The following is a 19,090-nucleotide window of genomic DNA, read 5'->3' on the forward strand; positions in this document are numbered from 1 at the left end:
ATCGCCCGTACTGGATGCGACCCGTTCCGTACTGGTTACGACGCCACCAGTAGGCGATTGCCCGGCGCTGGAGGATTATCGAAAGCGACTCGTAAAGCACGGCCACGCATCCTGCCCTCTGCAGGCCTGGTCGACCGGACCCTGAGAAAGCCCGGCGACCCACGCGAACCCGAAGACAAAATCACAGGAGTCCATCCATGAAAGGTTCACCCTCGCTGTTGCTGGTTGCGATGCTGTCCGCGCCTCTGCTGGCCCAGGCCGCCGAGCCCGAGCAGTGCCAGACGGTACGCTTCTCCGATGTCGGCTGGACCGACATCACCGTCACCACTGCGACCACCAGCGTTGTGCTCGAAGCACTGGGTTACAAGACCCACACCACCATGATCTCGGTACCGGTGACCTACAAGTCGCTGGCCACCGGCAAGGACCTGGACGTGTTTCTCGGCAACTGGATGCCGACCATGGAGAACGACATCAAGCAGTACCGCGATGCCGGCACTGTAGAAACCGTGCGCGCCAACCTGGAAAACGCCAAGTACACCCTGGCCGTGCCCCAGGCACTGTATGACAAGGGGCTGAAGGACTTCAGCGACATTCCCAAGTTCAAGAAGGAGCTGGACGGCAAGATCTACGGCATCGAGCCGGGCAACGATGGCAACCGCACCATCCAGAGCATGATCGACAAGAACGCCTTCGGCCTGAAGGACGCCGGTTTCAAGATCGTGCAGTCGAGCGAGGCCGGCATGCTGTCGCAGGTCGATCGCGCACAGAAGCGTGGCGAAGCGGTGGTGTTCCTGGGCTGGGAACCACACCCCATGAACACCCGCTTCAAGATGCAGTACCTCACCGGCGGTGACGATTTCTTCGGCCCCGAATTCGGCAAGGCCACCGTGCTGACCAACACCCGCAAGGGCTATGTGCAGGAATGCAGCAACGTCGGCCAACTGCTGAAGAACCTGTCGTTCGAACTCAAGGATGAAAGCACCATGATGGGCTACGTCCTGGACGACAAGATGAAGCCCGAGGCGGCCGCCAGGAAGTGGCTCAAGGACAACCCCGGCAAGCTGGACAACTGGCTGGCGGGCGTCACCACCGTGGATGGCAAACCCGGCCTTGAGGCGGCCAAGGCGAAACTTACTCAATAACGCAATACGTCGTAGCGCTACCTCGGGGCGGGACCGTGCCCGCCCCGGACTGTTTTCAATCTTCGCAGGTGGAAGCTCGCTATCATGCTTATCGATCAGAAAATACCCTTGGGTCAGTACATCGCGGCGTTCGTCGAATGGCTGACCCAGAATGGCGCGAACTATTTCGATGCCATTGCCCGAGGCCTGGAGTTCATGATCCATGGCGTCACCAGTACCCTGACTTTCTTCAACCCGTTCGTGCTCATCGCCCTGTTCGCCGCCCTGGCGCATTTCATCCAGCGCAAGTGGGCGCTCACCGCATTCGTCGCCCTTTCCTTCCTGCTGATCCTCAACCTGGGGTACTGGCAGGAAACCATGGAAACCCTGGCCCAGGTGACCTTCGCCACCGTGGTCTGCGTGGCCATTGGCGTGCCGCTGGGCATCGTCGCCGCGCACAAGCCGATGTTCTACACCGCAATGCGCCCGGTGCTCGACCTGATGCAGACCGTGCCAACCTTCGTCTACCTGATCCCGACCCTGACCCTGTTCGGCCTGGGCGTGGTGCCGGGGCTGATCTCGACAGTGGTGTTCGCCATCGCCGCACCGATCCGCCTGACCTACCTGGGCATCTGCGACGTGCCTCAGGAGCTGATGGACGCTGGCAAGGCTTTTGGCTGTTCGCGCCGCCAGCTACTCACCCGTATCGAACTGCCGCACGCGATGCCGAGCATCGCCGCTGGCGTCACCCAGTGCATCATGCTGTCACTGTCGATGGTGGTGATCGCCGCCCTGGTGGGTGCCGATGGCCTGGGCAAACCTGTGGTCAACGCACTGAACACCGCCGATATCTCCCTGGGCTTCGAGGCAGGCCTGGCGATCGTGCTGCTGGCGATCATGCTCGACCGTATCTGCAAGCAACCGGAACTGCCGGTAAGGGGTGAGGCATGAGCATCATTCGATTCGAAGACGTAGACGTCATCTTCTCCAACAAGCCGCGCGAAGCGCTGGCGCTGCTGGACAAAGGCCAGACCCGCGAGCAGATCCTCAAGCAGACCGGGCTGGTGGTCGGTGTGGAAAAGGCCAACCTCGATATCAACAAAGGCGAGATCTGCGTGCTGATGGGCCTGTCCGGCTCAGGCAAGTCGAGCCTGCTGCGGTGCATCAACGGCCTCAACACCGTGAGCCGCGGCAAGCTGTTCGTCGAACATGAAGGCAAGCACATCGATATTGCCCACTGCACCCCGGCAGAGCTGAAGATGATGCGCACCAAGCGCATCGCCATGGTGTTCCAGAAATTCGCCCTGATGCCATGGCTGACGGTGCGCGAGAACATCAGCTTCGGCCTGGAAATGCAGGGCCGCCCGGAAAAGGAACGGCGCAAGCTGGTCGACGAGAAACTCGAACTGGTCGGCCTGACCCAGTGGCGCAACAAGAAGCCAGACGAACTCTCCGGCGGCATGCAGCAGCGTGTGGGCCTGGCCCGGGCGCTGGCGATGGATGCCGACATCCTGTTGATGGACGAACCGTTCTCGGCCCTCGACCCGCTGATCCGCCAAGGCCTGCAAGACGAATTGCTGGGCCTGCAGGCCAAGCTGAGCAAGACCATCGTGTTCGTCAGCCACGACCTCGACGAGGCGCTGAAGCTGGGCAGCCGCATCGCCATCATGAAGGACGGGCGAATCATCCAGTACAGCAAGCCGGAAGAGATCGTGCTGAACCCGGCCGACGAATACGTGCGTACCTTCGTCGCCCACACCAACCCGCTGAATGTACTGTGCGGCCGCAGCCTGATGCGCAGCCTGGACAACTGCAAGCGGGTCAACGGCTCGGTGTGCCTGGACCCGGGTGGCGATTCGTGGCTGGACCTGGGCGAAGGGAACTCGATCAAGCGTGCACGCCAGGGGCAGAACGGGCTGGACATGCAGAACTGGGTGCCGGGGCAGGCTGTGGAAGGGCTGGGCCGCAAGCCGACCTTGGTGCATGCCGATATCGGGATGCGTGAGGCGCTGCAGATTCGTTACCAGACCGGGAACAAGCTGGTGCTGCAGGAGAATGACAAGGTGGTGGGGATTCTTGGGGATACCGAGCTCTATCACGCCTTGCTTGGCAAGAATCACGGTTGAAGCAATTGGGGCCGCGTTGCGGCCCTTTCGCGACACAAGGCCGCTCCTACACGGGAACGCGTATCCCTGTAGGAGCGGCCTTGTGTCGCGAAAGGAGGGCAAAGCCCTCCCAGCATACTGTCAGCGAACGACAATCCCGCGCGAAGCCATGTAGGCCTTGGCCTCTGGCACCGTGTACTCGCCAAAGTGGAAGATGCTGGCCGCCAGCACCGCGCTGGCGTGCCCTTCCAGAATCCCGTCGGCCAGGTGCTGCAGGTTACCCACACCACCCGAAGCAATCACCGGAATCCCCAGCGCATCGCTTATGGCGCGGGTTACACCCAGGTCGAAACCATTCTTCATGCCGTCCTGGTCCATGCTGGTCAGCAGGATCTCGCCGGCCCCCAGACCTTCCATTTTCTTTGCCCATTCAACCGCGTCCAGCCCGGTTGGCTTGCGCCCGCCGTGGGTAAAGATCTCCCAGCGTGGCGCTTCACCTGGCCCGGACACCTTCTTGGCGTCGATGGCGACGACGATGCACTGCGAACCAAAACGGTCCGCTGCCTCGCCGACGAACTCCGGGTTGAACACCGCGGCGGTGTTGATCGAAACCTTGTCGGCGCCGGCATTGAGCAGGTTGCGGATGTCCTGCACGGTACGCACGCCACCGCCTACGGTCAGCGGGATGAACACCTGGCTGGCCATGCGCTCGACGGTATGCAGGGTGGTGTCGCGGCCATCAACGCTGGCCGTGATGTCGAGGAAGGTGATTTCATCGGCACCCTGCTCGTTGTAGCGGCGGGCGATTTCCACCGGGTCGCCGGCATCACGGATGTTCTCGAACTTGACGCCCTTGACCACCCGGCCGTTGTCCACGTCCAGGCAAGGGATGATGCGCTTGGCCAGTGCCATGGTTCAGTCCTCAGCCTTGGTAGTTGTCGCAAAAAGCCTGGGCCTCGGCGACATCGAGGGTGCCTTCGTAGATGGCACGGCCGGTGATGGCGCCGATGATGCCCGGGGCCTTGGCGTCCAGCAGGGCCTTGATGTCACCCAGGTTGTGGATACCGCCCGAGGCGATCACCGGGATCGAAGTGGCTTCGGCCAGTGCCTTGGTGAACGGCACGTTGCAGCCCTGCATCATGCCGTCCTTGGCGATGTCGGTGTAGACGATCGCCGAGACGCCATCGGCCTCGAAACGCTTGGCCAGGTCGATGACCTGTACCGAGCTGACTTCCGCCCAGCCGTCGGTGGCAACGAAGCCGTCCTTTGCATCCAGGCCAACGATGACCTTGCCCGGGAAGGCCTTGCACGCTTCGGCGACGAACTCAGGCTGCTTGACCGCCTTGGTGCCGATGATGACGTAGCTGACGCCGGCCTTGACGTAGTGCTCGATGGTTTCCAGCGAGCGGATGCCGCCGCCGATCTGGATCGGCAGGTTCGGGTAGCGTTTGGCAATGGCGGTGACCACTTCACCGTTGACCGGCTGGCCTTCGAAGGCACCGTTGAGGTCGACCAGGTGCAGGCGGCGGCAGCCACCTTCGACCCACTTGGCAGCCATGCTCACCGGGTCGTCGGAAAATACCGTGGAATCTTCCATGCGGCCCTGGCGCAGGCGCACGCAGGCACCGTCCTTCAGATCGATAGCGGGGATAATCAGCATCTTGGGAACCTGTCTGTTCTTAGGGTTTCAGGGCTTTTCGAGTGCCCACAGATCGCTTTCGATACTCTCGAACCGCTCCTTGAGGTGCAGCTGAACATCGGCAATCGCCCTGTTGTAGTAATGGGGTGCAATTTCTTTGCTGAACAGCTCGAGGACCTCGGCCACCTCGAACGACCCGAGCTGCAGCTCGAAGCGGTCGTCGAGAAAGCGCTTGAGCGTGTCGAGCGCCTCGCGTTCCTCTTCGGGGGCCAGGGTGATGATCGGGGCCTTGGTCTTCGAACGGCTCATTTACCAGCGCCCGTCCCAGGCGACGAAGTTCTGCAGCAGCTGCAGGCCATGGGTATGGCTTTTTTCCGGGTGGAACTGCACGGCAAAGCGCGAGCCGTCTGCCAGCGCGGCGGCGAAGTCGACGCCATAGTGGCCGCGGCCGACCACCTGGCCCGGCTTGCCGGCATTGATGTAGTAGCTGTGCACGAAGTAGAAACGCGCACGGTCGGGAATGTCGTGCCACAGCGGGTGGTCGATCGACTGGCTGACTTCGTTCCAACCCATGTGCGGCACCTTCAGGTGCTCGCCGTCTTCTTTGAGATCCTTGCCAAAGAAGCGCACCTGGCCAGGGAACAGGCCGATGCAGTCGACACCGTCGTTCTCTTCGCTATGCTCGAGCAGCGCCTGCATGCCGACGCAGATGCCGAGGAACGGGCGGTCCTGGCTGACTTCGCGGACCAGGCTGTCGAAGCCCAGGCGGCGGATTTCGGCCATGCAGTCACGGATCGCGCCCACGCCCGGGAACACCACGCGGTCAGCCTCGCGGATCACCGCAGCGTCGCTGGTGACCAGCACCTTGCCGGCGCCGACGTGTTCAAGCGCCTTGGCCACCGAGTGCAGGTTGCCCATGCCATAGTCGATTACGGCTACCGTCTGCATTTACAGGCACCCTTTGGTGGACGGCATCTGCCCAGCCATGCGCTCGTCGAGGGTCACGGCCATGCGCAAGGCGCGGCCGAAAGCCTTGAATACGGTTTCGATCTGGTGGTGGGTGTTGTGGCCCCGCAGGTTGTCGATGTGCAGGGTCACCAGGGCGTGGTTGACGAAGCCCTGGAAGAACTCCTGGAACAGGTCGACATCGAAGCCGCCAACGGTGGCACGGGTGTAAGGCACATGCATCTGCAGGCCTGGGCGGCCGGAGAAGTCGATGACCACGCGCGACAGCGCTTCGTCCAGCGGCACGTAGGCATGGCCGTAGCGGAAGATGCCTTTCTTGTCGCCAATGGCCTGGGCGAATGCCATGCCCAGGGTGATACCGACGTCTTCGACGGTATGGTGATCGTCGATATGCAGGTCACCCTTGCACTCGATATCCAGATCGATCAGCCCATGGCGGGCGATCTGGTCCAGCATGTGTTCAAGGAAAGGCACACCGATATCGAATCGGGCCTTGCCACTGCCATCGAGGTTGATCGAGCACTTGACCTGGGTTTCCAGGGTATTGCGCTCGACGGAAGCCTTACGTTCGACCATCACCAGCTCCGCAAAATCATTGGGCGAAAAGGGCTCCATTATAGGCCCAGAACGCGCCCGCTTGAAACGCGGATGACATATGGCATGGCAAGCAATTACGGGGCCGGACGGCCCTACAGGTCTATACAACCGGGTAACTGGGGCTGCTTTGCAGCCCATCGCGACACAAGGCCACTCCTATAGGGGACAGCAAACCCTTGTGTCGCGAAAGGGGCGCAAAGCGCCCCCAGGCAGTTACATCAATGGAACAGTACAGCGGTCTTCTGCAGGGTAATCCACACACCCCAGGCCAAAGGCACGACCACCACAGCCCAGGCCAGCAGCACCAGCGGCAAGCTACCCGGCGAGGCATGCCACTCCAGCGAACGCGCACCATCAGCACCTTTGTCGTGGCTCAGCGCACGCTCGGCGGCCAGTTCGGCATCGGTCATGAAGTATTTGTCGGCCACCGGGCGGATCAGCATGTTGCAGATAAAGCCCAGCACCAGAAGGCCGGCGAGGATGTACAGGGTCATGTCGTAGGCCGCTGCACGCTCTACGCCCGCCGCCAACTGGTATTCGCGCAGATAGGTGATCAGCACCGGGCCCAGCACGCCTGCTGCCGCCCAGGCAGTCAGCAGGCGACCATGAATGGCCCCCACCATCTGCGTGCCGAACAGGTCGGCCAGGTAGGCCGGCACGGTGGAGAAACCACCGCCGTACATCGACAGAATGATGCAGAACGCCGCCACGAACAGCGCCACGTTGCCCAGGTGGCCCATGTTCGGCACCAGGCTGTAGAGGCCGACGCCCAGGGCGAAGAAGGCGAAGTAGGTGTTCTTGCGGCCGATGTAGTCGGAGAACGATGCCCAGAAGAAGCGACCACCGATGTTGAACAGGCTCAGCAGACCGGTGAAGCCGGCGGCAATGGCGGCGATCTGCGCCAGCTGCGCGGCATTCAGCTCGCTGAAGCTCAGCTCGTTGCCCAGCAATTTGCCGGCAAACACTTCCTGCAGCAGCGGCGAAGCCATGCCGAGGATGCCGATACCGGCCGAAACGTTCAGGCACAGCACCAGCCACACCAGGGCGAACTGCGGGGTTTTCCAGGCGACGCTGACGTGCACGTGGCGGTCGGTGACCATGCCATTGCCGGCCTTCTTCGCCGGTGCGCTCCAGCCTTCAGGCTTCCAGCCGGTTGGCGGAACGCGGTACGCCAGGGCGCCAGCCGTCATGAACACGAAGTAGATTGCAGCCATGGCGACGAAGCTCTGCCATACGCCCACCTCATGCGCATTGCCAAAATGGCCCATCAGCGCGGTAGCCAGCGGTGCACCCACCATGGCGCCACCACCGAAGCCCATGATCGCCATGCCGGTGGCCATGCCGCGTTTATCCGGGAACCACTTGATCAGGGTCGAGACCGGTGAAATGTAGCCCAGCCCCAAGCCAATCCCACCGATCACACCGGACCCCAACCACATCAGCCACAGCTGGTGGGTCTTTACGCCGATCGCCGAGATCAGCATGCCGCCACACCAGCACAGGGCCGATACCAGGCCAGCCTTGCGCGGACCGGCATGTTCCAGCCAGCCGCCCAGCACCGCTGCCGAACAGCCGAGGAAGACGAAGAACAGAGTGTAGATCCAGCTCAGCATCGAGATCGGCCAGTCGCATTCAGCGCTGAACATGCGGGCGATGAAGCCCATGTCCGCCGAACAGGCAACAGGCGCGGTGATGCCGATGGCTTGCGACAGCGGCAGCCAGAACACCGAGAAGCCGTAGGCCATGCCGATGCACAGATGGATAGCCAAGGCAGCTGGCGGGACCAGCCAGCGGTTGAAGCCCGGGCGGGCGATGATGCGCTCCTTCGACAGGAAGCTCGGCGCGCTGGCCAGCCCCTCTGCCGTGATGGTACTGCTCATGGATTCGATCCTTTTGTAGGTAGACAGTGCTGGCGGATGCTGCCCAAGCTCTTGTTCTCGCACGCAGGGCGAACTGGCCTTTCCGGGGGTAACGGCCCGCGACAATGGGTCGCGGCCGTTCCGCGAAGCGGCACAAGGGTACCAGTTCGCAGATGACATGAAAGCAATCTGATATCGTTATTTTTCTCGCGGCTGAATCGGTATTTCGGCGCTATCTGCACCGGCCTCTTCGCGGGCTCGCCCGCTCCCACAGGTACTGCACAGGTCTCAAAACCTGTGATGAACCTGTGGGAGCGGGCAAACCCGCGAAGAATCCAGCACAGAAGGAACTGCCGAAACCATAACTGTCGAACCCCAAAATCATCAGATTCGCCCTGCATCGCTAGTCGAATACGCAGGGCCCACCCCTGCGGCGCTATACTCAGCCGTTCGGAATTCACACTACGGACTACAAGGACTCGCCCATGAAAGCGTTCGGCAAAATCCTGGGACTGGGGCTTCTCGGGTTGCTGCTGATCATCGTGGCGCTGGGCTTCGCCCTGACCCACCTCTTCGATCCCAACGACTACAAAGACGAGATCCGCCAACTGGCGCGGGACAAGGCGCACGTCGAGCTGACCCTCAACGGCGACATCGGCTGGAGCCTGTTCCCCTGGCTGGGCCTGGAGCTGCACGAAGCCAGTATCGCGACGCTGGCCAACCCCAAGGAGCCGTTCGCCGACCTGCAGATGCTCGGCCTCTCCGTGCGTGTGCTGCCACTGCTGCGCCGCGAAGTGCAGATGAGCGATGTACGCGTCGAGGGTCTCAACCTGACCTTGGTACGCGACGAAAACGGCCACGGCAACTGGGAGGACATCGGCAAGCCGCTACCGGCCACCACCGATGGCACTGCCAGTGCGCCGGCCCCGGCACCTGCCGAGCAACCGGCGAAGCCTGCTGAAAGCAGCAGTGAGCGCGCGGTGAAGCTCGACATCGACAGCCTGACCGTGAACAACGCCCGGGTTTACTACACCGATGCCAAGAGCGGCCAGAGCTACAGCGCCGAAAGCATCCAGCTGAGCACCGGCCCGGTCCACGAGGGCACCAATATCGCCCTCAAAGCCAGCGCCTTCCTCGGCGCCAGCCAGCCGGCCATCAAGGCCCGCACCGAGCTTGCCGGCGAGCTGCGCTTCGATCGCAAGCTCAAGCGCTACAACTTCGAAGACCTGCGCCTGACCGGCGAAACCTCCGGCGAACCTACCGCTGGCAAGACCGTCACCTTTGGCGCCCAGGGCCAGCTGCTGGTCGACATGGGTGCCAACGTGGCCTCCTGGAGCGGCCTGAAAGTCTCGGCGAACCAGCTGCGCGCCCTCGGCGAACTGAACCTGCGCGACCTGGACAAGGCCCCGCAACTGAGCGGCGGTCTGTCCATCGCCCAGTTCAACCTGCGCACCTTCCTCGACGGCATCGGCCATCCGCTGCCGGCCACCAACGACCCGGCAGCCTTCGGCAAGCTGGAGCTGGTGACCCGCCTGCAAGGCACGCCGTCCAGCCTGACCCTGGCCGACCTGGCTGTGAAGCTGGACGACACCACCTTCACTGGCCGCGTGGCCATCGACGACTTCGCCAAGCAGGCCCTGCGCCTGCAGCTCAAAGGCGATAGGTTCGATGCCGATCGCTACCTGCTGGCCAAGAGCGAGCAAGCCAAAGGCGCCACTGCAGCACGCCAGGCGGAGGTCCAGCAGCAGGAAGCCAGCGCAGTCGCCGGTGCCGGCAGCTCGCCACTGCCCAATGCCCCGACCCAGGTAGCCTGGAGCGACGACAAGCTGTTGCCGGTAGACCGCCTGCGCGTGCTCGACCTGCAAGCTGACCTGGCCTTCGGTGCGCTGACCCTGGACAAGCTGCCAATCAGCGACGCTCAGTTGCAGGCCACCGCCCAGGGCGGGCTGCTGACCTTGCAAACCCTGCGAGGCGGCCTCTACAACGGCAGCTTCGAAGCCAAGGGCAACGTCGACGTGCGCCCTGCCGTGCCGCAGCTCGGCATCAACACCAGGATCAACCGGGTGCCGGTCGAGCACTTCATCAAAGCTGAAGGCAAGGAACAGACGCCGCCGGTCAAAGGCCTGCTGACCCTGACCAGTGATCTGACGGCCACCGGTAACAGCCAGAAGGCACTGGTCGACACCCTCAATGGCAGCGCAAACTTCACCATCAACGATGGCGTGCTGGTCAATGCCAACCTTGAACAGCAACTATGCCAGGCCATCGCCACCCTTAACCGCAAGACGTTGAGCGGCGAACCACGTGGCAAGGACACTCCGTTCGAAGAGCTACGCGGCAGCCTGGTGATTCGCAATGGCGTGGCCAGCAACCCGGACCTCAAGGCACGCATCCCTGGCCTGACCGTCAACGGCCATGGCGACCTCGACCTGCGCGTGCTGGGCATGGACTACAACGTCGGGGTGATCGTCGAAGGCGATCAGCGCGCCATGCCCGACCCGGCCTGCCAGGTCAACGAACGCTTCGTGGGCGTGGAAGTGCCGCTGCGCTGCCGCGGCCCGCTGGAAATCGGCGCCAAGGCTTGCCGCCTGGACCAGGACGGCCTGGGCAAGGTCGCGGCCAAGCTGGCCGGCAACCGCCTGCAAGACAAGATCGATGAAAAACTCGGAGATAAAGTGAGCCCAGAACTGAAAGACGCGCTCAAGGGGCTGTTCAAGCGATGACCCCCACGCAGTTCTCCAACGCCGTGCTGGACTGGTACGACCAGCACGGTCGCCACGACCTGCCCTGGCAACAGGGCATCAACCCATACCGCGTGTGGGTGTCGGAAATCATGCTGCAGCAGACCCAGGTGAGCACCGTGCTCAACTATTTCGACCGCTTCATGCAGGCCCTGCCAACCGTGCAGGCCCTGGCTGCAGCGCCCGAGGACGAAGTGCTGCACCTGTGGACCGGCCTTGGCTACTACACGCGCGCGCGCAACCTGCAGAAGGCCGCGAAGATCGTCGTCGAACAGCATGGCGGCGAATTTCCGCGTAGCGTCGAGCAGCTTACCGCGCTGCCCGGCATCGGCCGCTCCACTGCCGGTGCCATCGCCAGCATCAGCATGGGCATTCGCGCGCCGATTCTCGATGGCAACGTCAAGCGTGTGCTGGCCCGCTACACCGCCCAGGCCGGCTACCCCGGCGAGCCCAAGGTGGCCAACCAGCTGTGGGCCACAGCCGAGCGCTTCACGCCGCAGCAGCGCGCCAACCACTACACCCAGGCGATGATGGACATGGGCGCGACGCTGTGCACGCGCAGCAAGCCCAGCTGCCTGATCTGCCCGTTGCAGCGCGGCTGCGAAGCGCACCTGCACGGTGAAGAAACCCGCTACCCCGAGCCCAAGCCACGCAAGGCACTGCCGCAACGGCGCACGCTGATGCCGCTGCTGGCCAACCACGAAGGCGCCATTCTGCTTTACCGCCGCCCATCCAGCGGCCTGTGGGGTGGCTTGTGGAGCCTGCCGGAGCTGGACGATCTCGCCCAGCTCGACGACCTTGCCTACCAGCACGGTCTGCGCCTGGCCGAAAGCCGCGCATTGGACGGCCTGACCCATACCTTCAGCCACTTCCAGCTGGCGATCGAGCCGTGGCTGGTACGTGTCGACCCGGTCGGCCAGCACGTGGCCGAGGCCGACTGGCTCTGGTATAACCTCGCCACCCCGCCGCGCCTGGGCCTCGCCGCCCCGGTCAAGAAGCTGCTCAAACGCGCGGCCGACGAACTGATAGCAGGAGAAGCCCGATGACCCGCACCGTGATGTGCCGCAAGTACAAAGAAGAACTCCCAGGCCTGGCCCGCCCGCCCTACCCCGGTGCCAAGGGCCAGGACATCTTCGACCACATCTCGGAGAAAGCCTGGGAAGACTGGAAGAAACACCAGACCATGCTGATCAACGAAAAGCGCCTGAACATGATGAACGGCGAGGACCGCAAGTTCCTCCAGGGCGAGATGGACAAGTTCTTCGCCGGCGAGGAATACGCCCAGGCGGAAGGCTACGTTCCACCCTCCGAATGACCCCATGAAACGTAAGCGACGGAATTAATTTAAAATTTTTTCAAAAAGTCGTTGACGGGCCGTCAGAAAATCTATTTAATTCACCTCGTCGCCCAGATAGCTCAGTCGGTAGAGCAGAGGATTGAAAATCCTCGTGTCGGCGGTTCGACTCCGTCTCTGGGCACCACCTTCAAGCTTCTGGTGGTTGCAAAGTTACCCGAAGCGACACAAGAAACCCGCCTAGTGCGGGTTTTTTGTTGCCTGAAATTTTTCACCCCACCATACCTATCCACCCGAGCACGACCAAGCCGCAACATGTCGTTATGACATGGCGCTGGACTCCACCACTGCTCAGGCCAAGACTTCTCACCCAAGCGGATTGCTCGGGATGGAGAGCCAAATGGTTTTCACAGCAGAAGAGCTGGCCATAAGGGACAGTGCGATAGGGTTTGCCAAAGCCAACAAGAAAGCGATAGCCAGAAGGCTGACCTGCAAAGATCGCTACCCAGCAGAGCAGGAGCCTGTATCGGTTTTCATGTCTGGCTCCGCCGGCGCAGGCAAGACGGAAGCATCCATTGAGCTTCTTAACCTTTTCTCGGATCAGCCAATCCTGCGGATTGATCCTGACGAGCTACGTAATGAGTTTGCCGACTACCAAGGAGGAAACGCCTATCTGTTTCAGGGTGCGGTGTCCATCTCGTAGACAAGATCCTTGATTTCGCCCTGAAACAGCATCAGTCGTTCTTGCTTGATGGGACGCTGGCCAACCTCGACGTAGCGCGGCGCAACATTGATCGCTCACTTCAGAAAGGGCGCTACGTTCAGATCCTATATGTCTACCAGAACCCCCAGCTTGCGTGGGAGTTCGTGAGAGCGCGAGAGCAAGCCGAAGGGCGACGGATTTTGGTCGACCATTTCGTCGAACAGTATTTCGCTGCTCGTGACGTAGTGAATACCCTTAAGCTAGAGCATGGCAAAGACGTCCACGTTGACTTACTGTTGAAGCATATCGATAACTCAAACCGCCTTTACAAGGCAGGCGTTGACAAAATTGACTATCACATTCCCGAGCGTTACACCCGCGAGCAACTGAAGGCGACGCTTGAAAACCCCCAAAGGAGTGAAGCATGAGCCTCTTGAAGTCCACACCCGAGAAGGTAAAAAGCCCCTTCGCGGAATTCATTCGCAATGCCAAGTCCGACGAGAAGAAACGCGTGTATAACACCGTGCTCGTCGAGGCTACAAAACGCCAGAAAGCAGTGATGCTCGAGGCTGCCTCCAAATCTGCGTGAGATCCCCACTCCTGGCCGCTGGTGTGCTTGAACCACGCGGCCACTTCAAAATCTGGGCAGCCGCACACCTTAACTGTCTTTGGCAATTCCTCCTTATCCTCCCCCTCATCCGCCTTCACTCCCCCACAGCTCATTCTGACCACCTCATTTGACCAGTATCAAAAGACAATCCATCGCTCCCCCTTAGCATGTCAGGCGGACATTCGACCCGACCTCGCAAGGACCTCCATGAGCGAAGAAGCTACCCACCTGCTCCCCGCCCCCGGCGAATCCTCTTCCCCCGCCCCTGCCGCACCTCGCACGCGCCGCCCTCGCCAACGTAAACCTGAACCCTCCATAACGAAGGTCAGCCAGGCCCCGGCCGCGCTGGAAGTGGCCAGCGCACCGAAGGGCAGCGATGAAGACAGCACCTCGGTGCGGCTGCCAGCCAGCTATCCGTACCGCACCCGCCTGCGCCGCCAGGAATACGAGAAGGCCAAGCATGCGCTGCAGATCGAACTACTGAAGGTCCAGAGCTGGGTCAAGGAAACCGGCCAGCGCGTGGTCATTCTGTTCGAGGGGCGTGACGCAGCGGGCAAAGGTGGCACGATCAAACGCTTCATGGAGCACCTCAACCCGCGAGGCGCCCGGATCGTCGCGCTGGAGAAGCCTTCCGAGCAGGAACTGGGGCAGTGGTACTTCCAGCGTTACATCCAGCACCTGCCCACGGCGGGTGAAATGGTCTTCTTCGACCGCTCCTGGTACAACCGCGCCGGGGTCGAGAAGGTAATGGGCTTCTGCTCGCCGGTGCAGTATCTGGAGTTCATGCGCCAGGCGCCGGACCTGGAGCGAATGCTGTGCAACAGCGGCATCCTGCTGTTCAAGTACTGGTTCTCGGTGAACCGCGAAGAGCAGCTGCGTCGCTTCATCTCGCGCCGGGACGACCCGCTCAAGCACTGGAAGCTGTCGCCCATCGACATCAAGTCGCTGGACAAGTGGGAAGACTACACCGCAGCCAAGGAGGCGATGTTCTTCCATACCGATACCGCCGATGCACCGTGGACGGTGATCAAGTCGGACGACAAGAAACGCGCACGGATCAACTGTATCCGGCACTTCCTGCATTCGCTGGATTATCCGGGGAAGGATCACCGCGTGGCTCATGCGCCCGATGAGCTGTTGGTCGGCCGCGCATCGCGCGGTTTCGAGGGAGACGAGCCGACAGCGCCCACCAGTTGAATCACCCCGGCCGCTGCGCTTCAATACGCGCAATTTCCGGACACCCAAGGATTCACCCATGGCCACCCCAACCAAGCAACAGAAACGCGCCAAGCGCGCCGCCAGCAAAGCCAAGCAGAACCGCATGGTGCGCAGCGGCCAGGCGGTCAAGGCCAGTGCCGGTGACAGCGCGAGCATCGAGCAGGTGTTCAACAAGGCCATGGAGACCGACAGCTACAAAGAGCTGTTCGCGAAGATGAAAGCCGCCCAGGAAACCAGCCTGGTAGCGATGATCTCGGTGTTCCTGGTCGACCCGCTGCTGGCCCTGGTACTCAAGGGCCACAAGGAAGAGCACGCCACCGACTACATCGTGCTGGTGTTCAACGCCTACCGCACCTGGCTCGACGGCGCCGACGAAGACACCACCATGGCCTGGCTGGAGAGTGACGAGTTCCAGGAAGCCTATATCGCCGCTTCCGAACTGGTGGCCAAGCAGCAGCAACAACAGAAGCAGTTTGGCTGATCGGGCTTGGTAACCTGTTCCCCCCTCTTCGCGGGCAAGCCCCCTCCCACAGGAGCACCAAAGGTTTCGAAAGCGGTGCAGTACCTGTGGGAGCGGGCGTGCCCGCGAAAGGGCCGGTACAGACAATAAAAAAGGCCGCACCCTGCAGAGGATGCGGCCTTTTCATTTCAAGCAGCGCGGATCAGTTATCCAGCGCCACCCGCCCGGCAGCTTCACGCTTGCGGTGCACCAGCAAGCCCGCCGCCACCACGCCAATGCTCAACAGCGCAGTCGCGATGATCTCGGCACGGTGGTCCTCACGCAGCGCCATCACCGCCAGCACGGCAACGATGAAGGCGATGGTTGCCCAGGTCAGGCCAGGGAACAACCACATCTTGAAGTCGATCTTCTCGCCGCGCGCTTCACGCTGGCTACGCATGCGCAGTTGCGACACGGCAATCACCAGGTACACCAGCAGCGCGATGGCGCCAGAGCTGGCCAGCAGGAACTCGAACACCTGGGCGGGGGCCACGTAGTTGGCGAACACGCAGAGGAACGCGGCAGCGGTCGACAACAGCACGGCCACATGCGGGGTAGCCGCTTTGGTGGTGCGTTGGGCGATGGCCGGGGCGTCGCCACGCTTGCTCAGCGAGAACAGCATGCGCGACGAGGTGTACAGCGCCGAGTTCAGGCAGCTGGTCACGGCGACCAGTACGACGATGTCGACGATCAGCTTGGCGTTCGGCACACCGATGCGGCTCAGCACGGTCTGGTAGGAACCGACTTCTGCCAGGGCCGGGTCGTTCCACGGTACCAGCGCAACAACGAGGAAGATCGACACCAGGTAGAACAGGCAGATACGCCAGATCACCGAGTTGGTAGCGCGGCTGATCTGCTTGCCCGGGTCTTTCGATTCGGCAGCGGCAATGGTGACGATTTCGGTCCCCATGAACGAGAACATGGTGGTCAGCATGGCCGCCAGCACCGCGCCCAGGCCGTTAGGCATGAAGCCCTGGGTATCGAACAGGTGCGAAGCGCCGCTCACCTGGCTGCTTGGCACGAAGCCAAACATGGCGATGCAGCCAACGACGATGAAGCCGATGATCGCCAGCACCTTGAGCAGGGCGAACCAGAACTCGAACTCACCGTAGTTCTTGACGCTGCACAGGTTGGTCAGGGTCAGCGCCAGGGTAATAAGAAGAGAGAAGGCCCACAGGTCCACGGCCGGGAACCAGGCGTGGAGAATGGCTGCGGCGGCGTTGGCTTCCAGCGGGATGACCAGCACCCAGAACCACCAGTACAACCAGCCGATGGTGAAACCGGCCCAGCGGCCAATGGCGCGGTCGGCATAAGTAGAGAACGAACCGGTATCCGGCGAGGCAATCGCCATTTCACCGAGCATGCGCATTACCAGTACGACCAAGGTACCCGCGGCGGCATAGGCCAGCAGTACGGCCGGGCCGGCCGCTGCGATAGCGTGGCCGGAACCCACGAACAGACCGGCGCCGATAACGCCAGCAATGGACAGCATGGTGACATGCCGTTGTTTGAGCCCCTGAGCGAGGTCATTGGAATTGTTACCGCTCATTGAAACTACCTTTGTAAGGAGTGGACCACTCCGATTGCGTTAACAGAGCGTACCTGGGGTTGACCTAGGCATCGCTGCAATCGGCGGTTTCCTACTGGCAATAACCGCGCCATGTGCGCAAAACGTTCGTCAGGTGGAAGTGCCAGCCTATCAAATACGCGGCTTGCAGGGCATTCGGCCAATCTTTGACCGAAAGGACGCCAAATCTCCATGCCAAGTCTGGATTACGGAAATACCCACTTACAATCGCACCAAAGGTGCTCCCCGGTAACACCTTTGCACCAGTGCAATGCACAAAAGTGCAACCAGAAGGTACAACCCTCCCCGCCAACTTCAACAGGCTACGGTCACACCCGCAGCAACGGGCCAGACCCGCGAATGGTCTAAAAGCGCTTCCCAGTGCCGGCCAAAACTGGCACCATCGCGCCTTTTTTCATCAAGGCTACGGCGCTGGGCGAGACCCTTTGCGGACATCTGCGCGACGTTGCACTGCAACGATGCGACAAACTGCCCCGGCAATGCCTTGAGCCCCCTGCGACCCTGTTGGCCGTCTATTGCCGCTATGCTAGCGTGGCGCTCGCCAGGAAGGCCGCCAACAGCTGGGAACGCACCCGATCACATGAGGACCGCACATGGCCCAGGCCACGCCCGCGCTGGAAATCCGCAATCTGCACAAACGCTACGGCGAGCAGGAAATTCTCAAGGGCATTTCGCTGACCGCGCGCGATGGTGACGTGATCTCCATCCTGGGGTCGTCCGGCTCCGGCAAGTCCACCCTGCTGCGCTGCATCAACCTGTTGGAAAACCCCCACCAGGGTGAAATCCTCGTCGCCGGCGAGAGCCTCAAGCTCAAGGCCGCAAAGAACGGTGACCTGATCGCCGCCGACAATCGCCAGATCAACCGCCTGCGCAGCGAGATCGGCTTCGTCTTCCAGAACTTCAACCTGTGGCCGCACATGTCGATCCTCGACAACATCATCGAAGCGCCGCGTCGCGTGCTCGGCCAGAGCAAGGCCGAAGCCATCGAAGCCGCCGAAGCGCTGTTGAACAAGGTCGGCATCCACGACAAGCGCCACAGCTACCCCGCCCAGCTTTCCGGTGGCCAGCAACAGCGTGCTGCCATCGCCCGCACCCTGGCCATGAAGCCCAAGGTCATCCTGTTCGACGAGCCGACCTCGGCGCTCGATCCGGAAATGGTCCAGGAAGTGCTTAACGTTATCCGCGCACTGGCCGAAGAAGGCCGTACCATGCTGCTGGTGACGCACGAGATGAACTTTGCCCGCCAGGTGTCCAGTGAAGTCGTCTTCCTGCACCAGGGCCTGGTTGAAGAGCAAGGATCGCCGCAGCAGGTCTTCGAGAACCCGACCTCGGCGCGTTGCAAGCAATTCATGTCCAGCCACCGCTAACGGAGCAATACATGCACATTTACAAGAAGTTCCTCCTGGCAGCCGCTGCCACCCTGGTGATGTCGGCAAACGCCATGGCCGCGGAAAAACTGCGCATGGGTATCGAAGCCGCCTACCCACCGTTCAACAACAAGGATGCCAGCGGTAACGTCGTCGGCTTCGACAAGGACATCGGCGACGCCCTGTGCGCCAAGATGAAGGTCGAGTGCGACGTGGTCACCTCCGACTGGGATGGCATCATCCCGGCCCTGAATGCCAAGAAGTTCGACTTCCTGGTGTCGTCGCTGTCGATCACCGACGAGCGCAAGCAGGCCGTCGACTTCACCGACCCGTACTACTCCAACAAGCTGCAGTTCATCGCGCCGAAGAACGTCGACTTCAAGACCGACAAGGCGTCGCTCAAAGGCAAGGTGATCGGCACCCAGCGCGCTACCCTGGCGGGCACCTGGCTGGAAGACAACTACGGCAACGACGTAGATATCAAGCTGTACGACACCCAGGAAAACGCCTACCTGGACCTGGTGTCCGGCCGTATCGACGGCATCCTGGCCGACAAGTACGTGCAGTACGAGTGGCTCAAGAGCAAGGACGGCATGAACTTCGAGTTCAAGGGCGAGCCAGTGGTCGACAGCGACAAGATCGGCATCGCCGTGCGTAAAGGTGACCCGCTGCGTGAGAAGCTGAACAAGGCCTTGGCGGAAATCAAGGCTGACGGTACGTACAAGAAGATCAACGACAAGTACTTCCCATTCAGCATCGAATGATCCGCTCCGACCTGCG

General features: G+C 61.7%; 20 protein-coding genes and 1 tRNA gene. 14 read left to right on the forward strand and 7 right to left on the reverse strand.

Annotation, left to right across the window (positions count from 1 at the left end; all coding sequences use genetic code 11):
• Positions 1-197: 197 nt before the first annotated feature.
• From CQW31_RS03710 to choV, 3 genes are all read left to right on the forward strand, one after another.
• Positions 198-1,145: a choline ABC transporter substrate-binding protein gene (locus CQW31_RS03710; protein ID WP_099813789.1), complete on the forward strand. Its 948-nt coding sequence runs from the start codon at positions 198-200 to the stop codon at positions 1,143-1,145.
• 81 nt (positions 1,146-1,226) lie between these two features.
• On the forward strand, positions 1,227-2,075 hold the full coding sequence (gene choW, locus CQW31_RS03715) for a choline ABC transporter permease subunit (protein WP_176509202.1): 849 nt from the start codon (positions 1,227-1,229) through the stop codon (positions 2,073-2,075).
• Positions 2,072-3,250, forward strand: a complete 1,179-nt coding sequence (gene choV / locus CQW31_RS03720) for a choline ABC transporter ATP-binding protein (RefSeq protein WP_054886704.1) — start codon at positions 2,072-2,074, stop codon at positions 3,248-3,250. Before choW ends, choV begins: the two co-directional genes overlap by 4 nt.
• A gap of 120 nt (positions 3,251-3,370) precedes the next feature.
• Here the strand turns inward: choV and hisF are convergent, their stop codons facing one another.
• From hisF to CQW31_RS03750, 6 genes are all read right to left on the reverse strand, one after another.
• Positions 3,371-4,141, reverse strand: a complete 771-nt coding sequence (gene hisF / locus CQW31_RS03725) for an imidazole glycerol phosphate synthase subunit HisF (protein WP_011536177.1) — start codon at positions 4,139-4,141, stop codon at positions 3,371-3,373.
• A 10-nt stretch (positions 4,142-4,151) separates the two neighbouring features.
• Positions 4,152-4,889, reverse strand: a complete 738-nt coding sequence (hisA, locus tag CQW31_RS03730) for a 1-(5-phosphoribosyl)-5-[(5-phosphoribosylamino)methylideneamino]imidazole-4-carboxamide isomerase (RefSeq protein ID WP_023382794.1) — start codon at positions 4,887-4,889, stop codon at positions 4,152-4,154.
• Positions 4,890-4,916: 27 nt separating this feature from the next.
• Positions 4,917-5,177, reverse strand: a complete 261-nt coding sequence (locus CQW31_RS03735) for a DUF2164 domain-containing protein (protein ID WP_099813790.1) — start codon at positions 5,175-5,177, stop codon at positions 4,917-4,919.
• The gene (gene hisH / locus CQW31_RS03740) at positions 5,178-5,816 is read right to left on the reverse strand and encodes an imidazole glycerol phosphate synthase subunit HisH (protein WP_054886705.1); all 639 of its coding nucleotides are present in this window, start codon (positions 5,814-5,816) and stop codon (positions 5,178-5,180) included. It abuts the gene before it with no gap.
• Positions 5,817-6,410, reverse strand: a complete 594-nt coding sequence (hisB, locus tag CQW31_RS03745; protein ID WP_027917570.1) for an imidazoleglycerol-phosphate dehydratase HisB — start codon at positions 6,408-6,410, stop codon at positions 5,817-5,819.
• Between the two features lie 239 nt (positions 6,411-6,649).
• On the reverse strand, positions 6,650-8,311 hold the full coding sequence (locus CQW31_RS03750) for an OFA family MFS transporter (protein WP_054886706.1): 1,662 nt from the start codon (positions 8,309-8,311) through the stop codon (positions 6,650-6,652).
• 464 nt (positions 8,312-8,775) lie between these two features.
• Here CQW31_RS03750 and CQW31_RS03760 point away from each other — a divergent pair, with 464 nt between their 5' ends.
• The 9 genes from CQW31_RS03760 (at position 8,776) to CQW31_RS03790 (ending at position 15,337) form a co-directional block, all read left to right on the forward strand.
• Positions 8,776-11,013, forward strand: a complete 2,238-nt coding sequence (locus CQW31_RS03760; RefSeq protein ID WP_054886707.1) for an AsmA family protein — start codon at positions 8,776-8,778, stop codon at positions 11,011-11,013.
• Positions 11,010-12,077 carry an A/G-specific adenine glycosylase gene (mutY, locus tag CQW31_RS03765; protein ID WP_099813791.1) on the forward strand — a complete coding sequence of 356 codons (1,068 nt, stop codon included), beginning with the start codon at positions 11,010-11,012 and terminating at the stop codon, positions 12,075-12,077. The genes CQW31_RS03760 and mutY overlap by 4 nt, the downstream gene beginning before the upstream one ends.
• Positions 12,074-12,346, forward strand: coding sequence for an oxidative damage protection protein (locus CQW31_RS03770; protein WP_027917574.1), 273 nt, complete (start codon positions 12,074-12,076; stop codon positions 12,344-12,346). The genes mutY and CQW31_RS03770 overlap by 4 nt, the downstream gene beginning before the upstream one ends.
• A 90-nt stretch (positions 12,347-12,436) precedes the next feature.
• A tRNA-Phe gene (locus CQW31_RS03775) sits at positions 12,437-12,512 on the forward strand.
• A 141-nt stretch (positions 12,513-12,653) separates the two neighbouring features.
• On the forward strand, positions 12,654-13,028 hold the full coding sequence (locus tag CQW31_RS32015) for a zeta toxin family protein (RefSeq protein ID WP_349681614.1): 375 nt from the start codon (positions 12,654-12,656) through the stop codon (positions 13,026-13,028).
• A 41-nt stretch (positions 13,029-13,069) separates the two neighbouring features.
• On the forward strand, positions 13,070-13,456 hold the full coding sequence (locus CQW31_RS32020) for a zeta toxin family protein (protein ID WP_349306190.1): 387 nt from the start codon (positions 13,070-13,072) through the stop codon (positions 13,454-13,456).
• Complete coding sequence (locus CQW31_RS31285) at positions 13,453-13,617, forward strand: hypothetical protein (protein ID WP_177332426.1); 165 nt, start codon at positions 13,453-13,455, stop codon at positions 13,615-13,617. Before CQW31_RS32020 ends, CQW31_RS31285 begins: the two co-directional genes overlap by 4 nt.
• A gap of 228 nt (positions 13,618-13,845) precedes the next feature.
• Positions 13,846-14,835: a polyphosphate kinase 2 gene (gene ppk2, locus CQW31_RS03785; RefSeq protein ID WP_054886710.1), complete on the forward strand. Its 990-nt coding sequence runs from the start codon at positions 13,846-13,848 to the stop codon at positions 14,833-14,835.
• A gap of 58 nt (positions 14,836-14,893) precedes the next feature.
• Positions 14,894-15,337 (forward strand): hypothetical protein, encoded by a 444-nt coding sequence (locus CQW31_RS03790; RefSeq protein WP_054886711.1) that lies wholly within the window; start codon positions 14,894-14,896, stop codon positions 15,335-15,337.
• Between the two features lie 181 nt (positions 15,338-15,518).
• Here CQW31_RS03790 and gabP read toward each other — a convergent pair whose 3' ends face one another.
• Positions 15,519-16,904 (reverse strand): GABA permease, encoded by a 1,386-nt coding sequence (gene gabP / locus CQW31_RS03800; protein WP_099813792.1) that lies wholly within the window; start codon positions 16,902-16,904, stop codon positions 15,519-15,521.
• 632 nt (positions 16,905-17,536) lie between these two features.
• Here gabP and CQW31_RS03810 point away from each other — a divergent pair.
• Positions 17,537-18,310 (forward strand): ABC transporter ATP-binding protein, encoded by a 774-nt coding sequence (locus CQW31_RS03810; protein ID WP_054886713.1) that lies wholly within the window; start codon positions 17,537-17,539, stop codon positions 18,308-18,310.
• A gap of 11 nt (positions 18,311-18,321) precedes the next feature.
• Complete coding sequence (locus CQW31_RS03815) at positions 18,322-19,074, forward strand: ABC transporter substrate-binding protein (RefSeq protein ID WP_099813793.1); 753 nt, start codon at positions 18,322-18,324, stop codon at positions 19,072-19,074.
• Positions 19,075-19,090 lie beyond the last annotated feature (16 nt).

The organism is Pseudomonas sp. 382 (assembly GCF_002759075.1).
Lineage (GTDB): Bacteria > Pseudomonadota > Gammaproteobacteria > Pseudomonadales > Pseudomonadaceae > Aquipseudomonas > Aquipseudomonas vlassakiae.

Excerpts from the sequence above, each read along its gene's own strand:
- CQW31_RS03770 (WP_027917574.1), top strand. The coding sequence starts at position 12,074 with ATGACCCGCACCGTGATGTGCCGCAAGTACAAAGAAGAACTCCCAGGC.
- hisA (WP_023382794.1), bottom strand. The coding sequence starts at position 4,889 with ATGCTGATTATCCCCGCTATCGATCTGAAGGACGGTGCCTGCGTGCGC.
- CQW31_RS03815 (WP_099813793.1), top strand. The coding sequence starts at position 18,322 with ATGCACATTTACAAGAAGTTCCTCCTGGCAGCCGCTGCCACCCTGGTG.
- CQW31_RS03790 (WP_054886711.1), top strand. The coding sequence starts at position 14,894 with ATGGCCACCCCAACCAAGCAACAGAAACGCGCCAAGCGCGCCGCCAGC.
- CQW31_RS32015 (WP_349681614.1), top strand. The coding sequence starts at position 12,654 with ATGGCGCTGGACTCCACCACTGCTCAGGCCAAGACTTCTCACCCAAGC.
- ppk2 (WP_054886710.1), top strand. The coding sequence starts at position 13,846 with ATGAGCGAAGAAGCTACCCACCTGCTCCCCGCCCCCGGCGAATCCTCT.
- hisH (WP_054886705.1), bottom strand. The coding sequence starts at position 5,816 with ATGCAGACGGTAGCCGTAATCGACTATGGCATGGGCAACCTGCACTCG.
- hisF (WP_011536177.1), bottom strand. The coding sequence starts at position 4,141 with ATGGCACTGGCCAAGCGCATCATCCCTTGCCTGGACGTGGACAACGGC.
- CQW31_RS03710 (WP_099813789.1), top strand. The coding sequence starts at position 198 with ATGAAAGGTTCACCCTCGCTGTTGCTGGTTGCGATGCTGTCCGCGCCT.
- CQW31_RS03735 (WP_099813790.1), bottom strand. The coding sequence starts at position 5,177 with ATGAGCCGTTCGAAGACCAAGGCCCCGATCATCACCCTGGCCCCCGAA.
- hisB (WP_027917570.1), bottom strand. The coding sequence starts at position 6,410 with ATGGTCGAACGTAAGGCTTCCGTCGAGCGCAATACCCTGGAAACCCAG.
- choV (WP_054886704.1), top strand. The coding sequence starts at position 2,072 with ATGAGCATCATTCGATTCGAAGACGTAGACGTCATCTTCTCCAACAAG.
- gabP (WP_099813792.1), bottom strand. The coding sequence starts at position 16,904 with ATGAGCGGTAACAATTCCAATGACCTCGCTCAGGGGCTCAAACAACGG.
- CQW31_RS03810 (WP_054886713.1), top strand. The coding sequence starts at position 17,537 with ATGGCCCAGGCCACGCCCGCGCTGGAAATCCGCAATCTGCACAAACGC.
- CQW31_RS03750 (WP_054886706.1), bottom strand. The coding sequence starts at position 8,311 with ATGAGCAGTACCATCACGGCAGAGGGGCTGGCCAGCGCGCCGAGCTTC.
- CQW31_RS31285 (WP_177332426.1), top strand. The coding sequence starts at position 13,453 with ATGAGCCTCTTGAAGTCCACACCCGAGAAGGTAAAAAGCCCCTTCGCG.
- mutY (WP_099813791.1), top strand. The coding sequence starts at position 11,010 with ATGACCCCCACGCAGTTCTCCAACGCCGTGCTGGACTGGTACGACCAG.
- CQW31_RS03760 (WP_054886707.1), top strand. The coding sequence starts at position 8,776 with ATGAAAGCGTTCGGCAAAATCCTGGGACTGGGGCTTCTCGGGTTGCTG.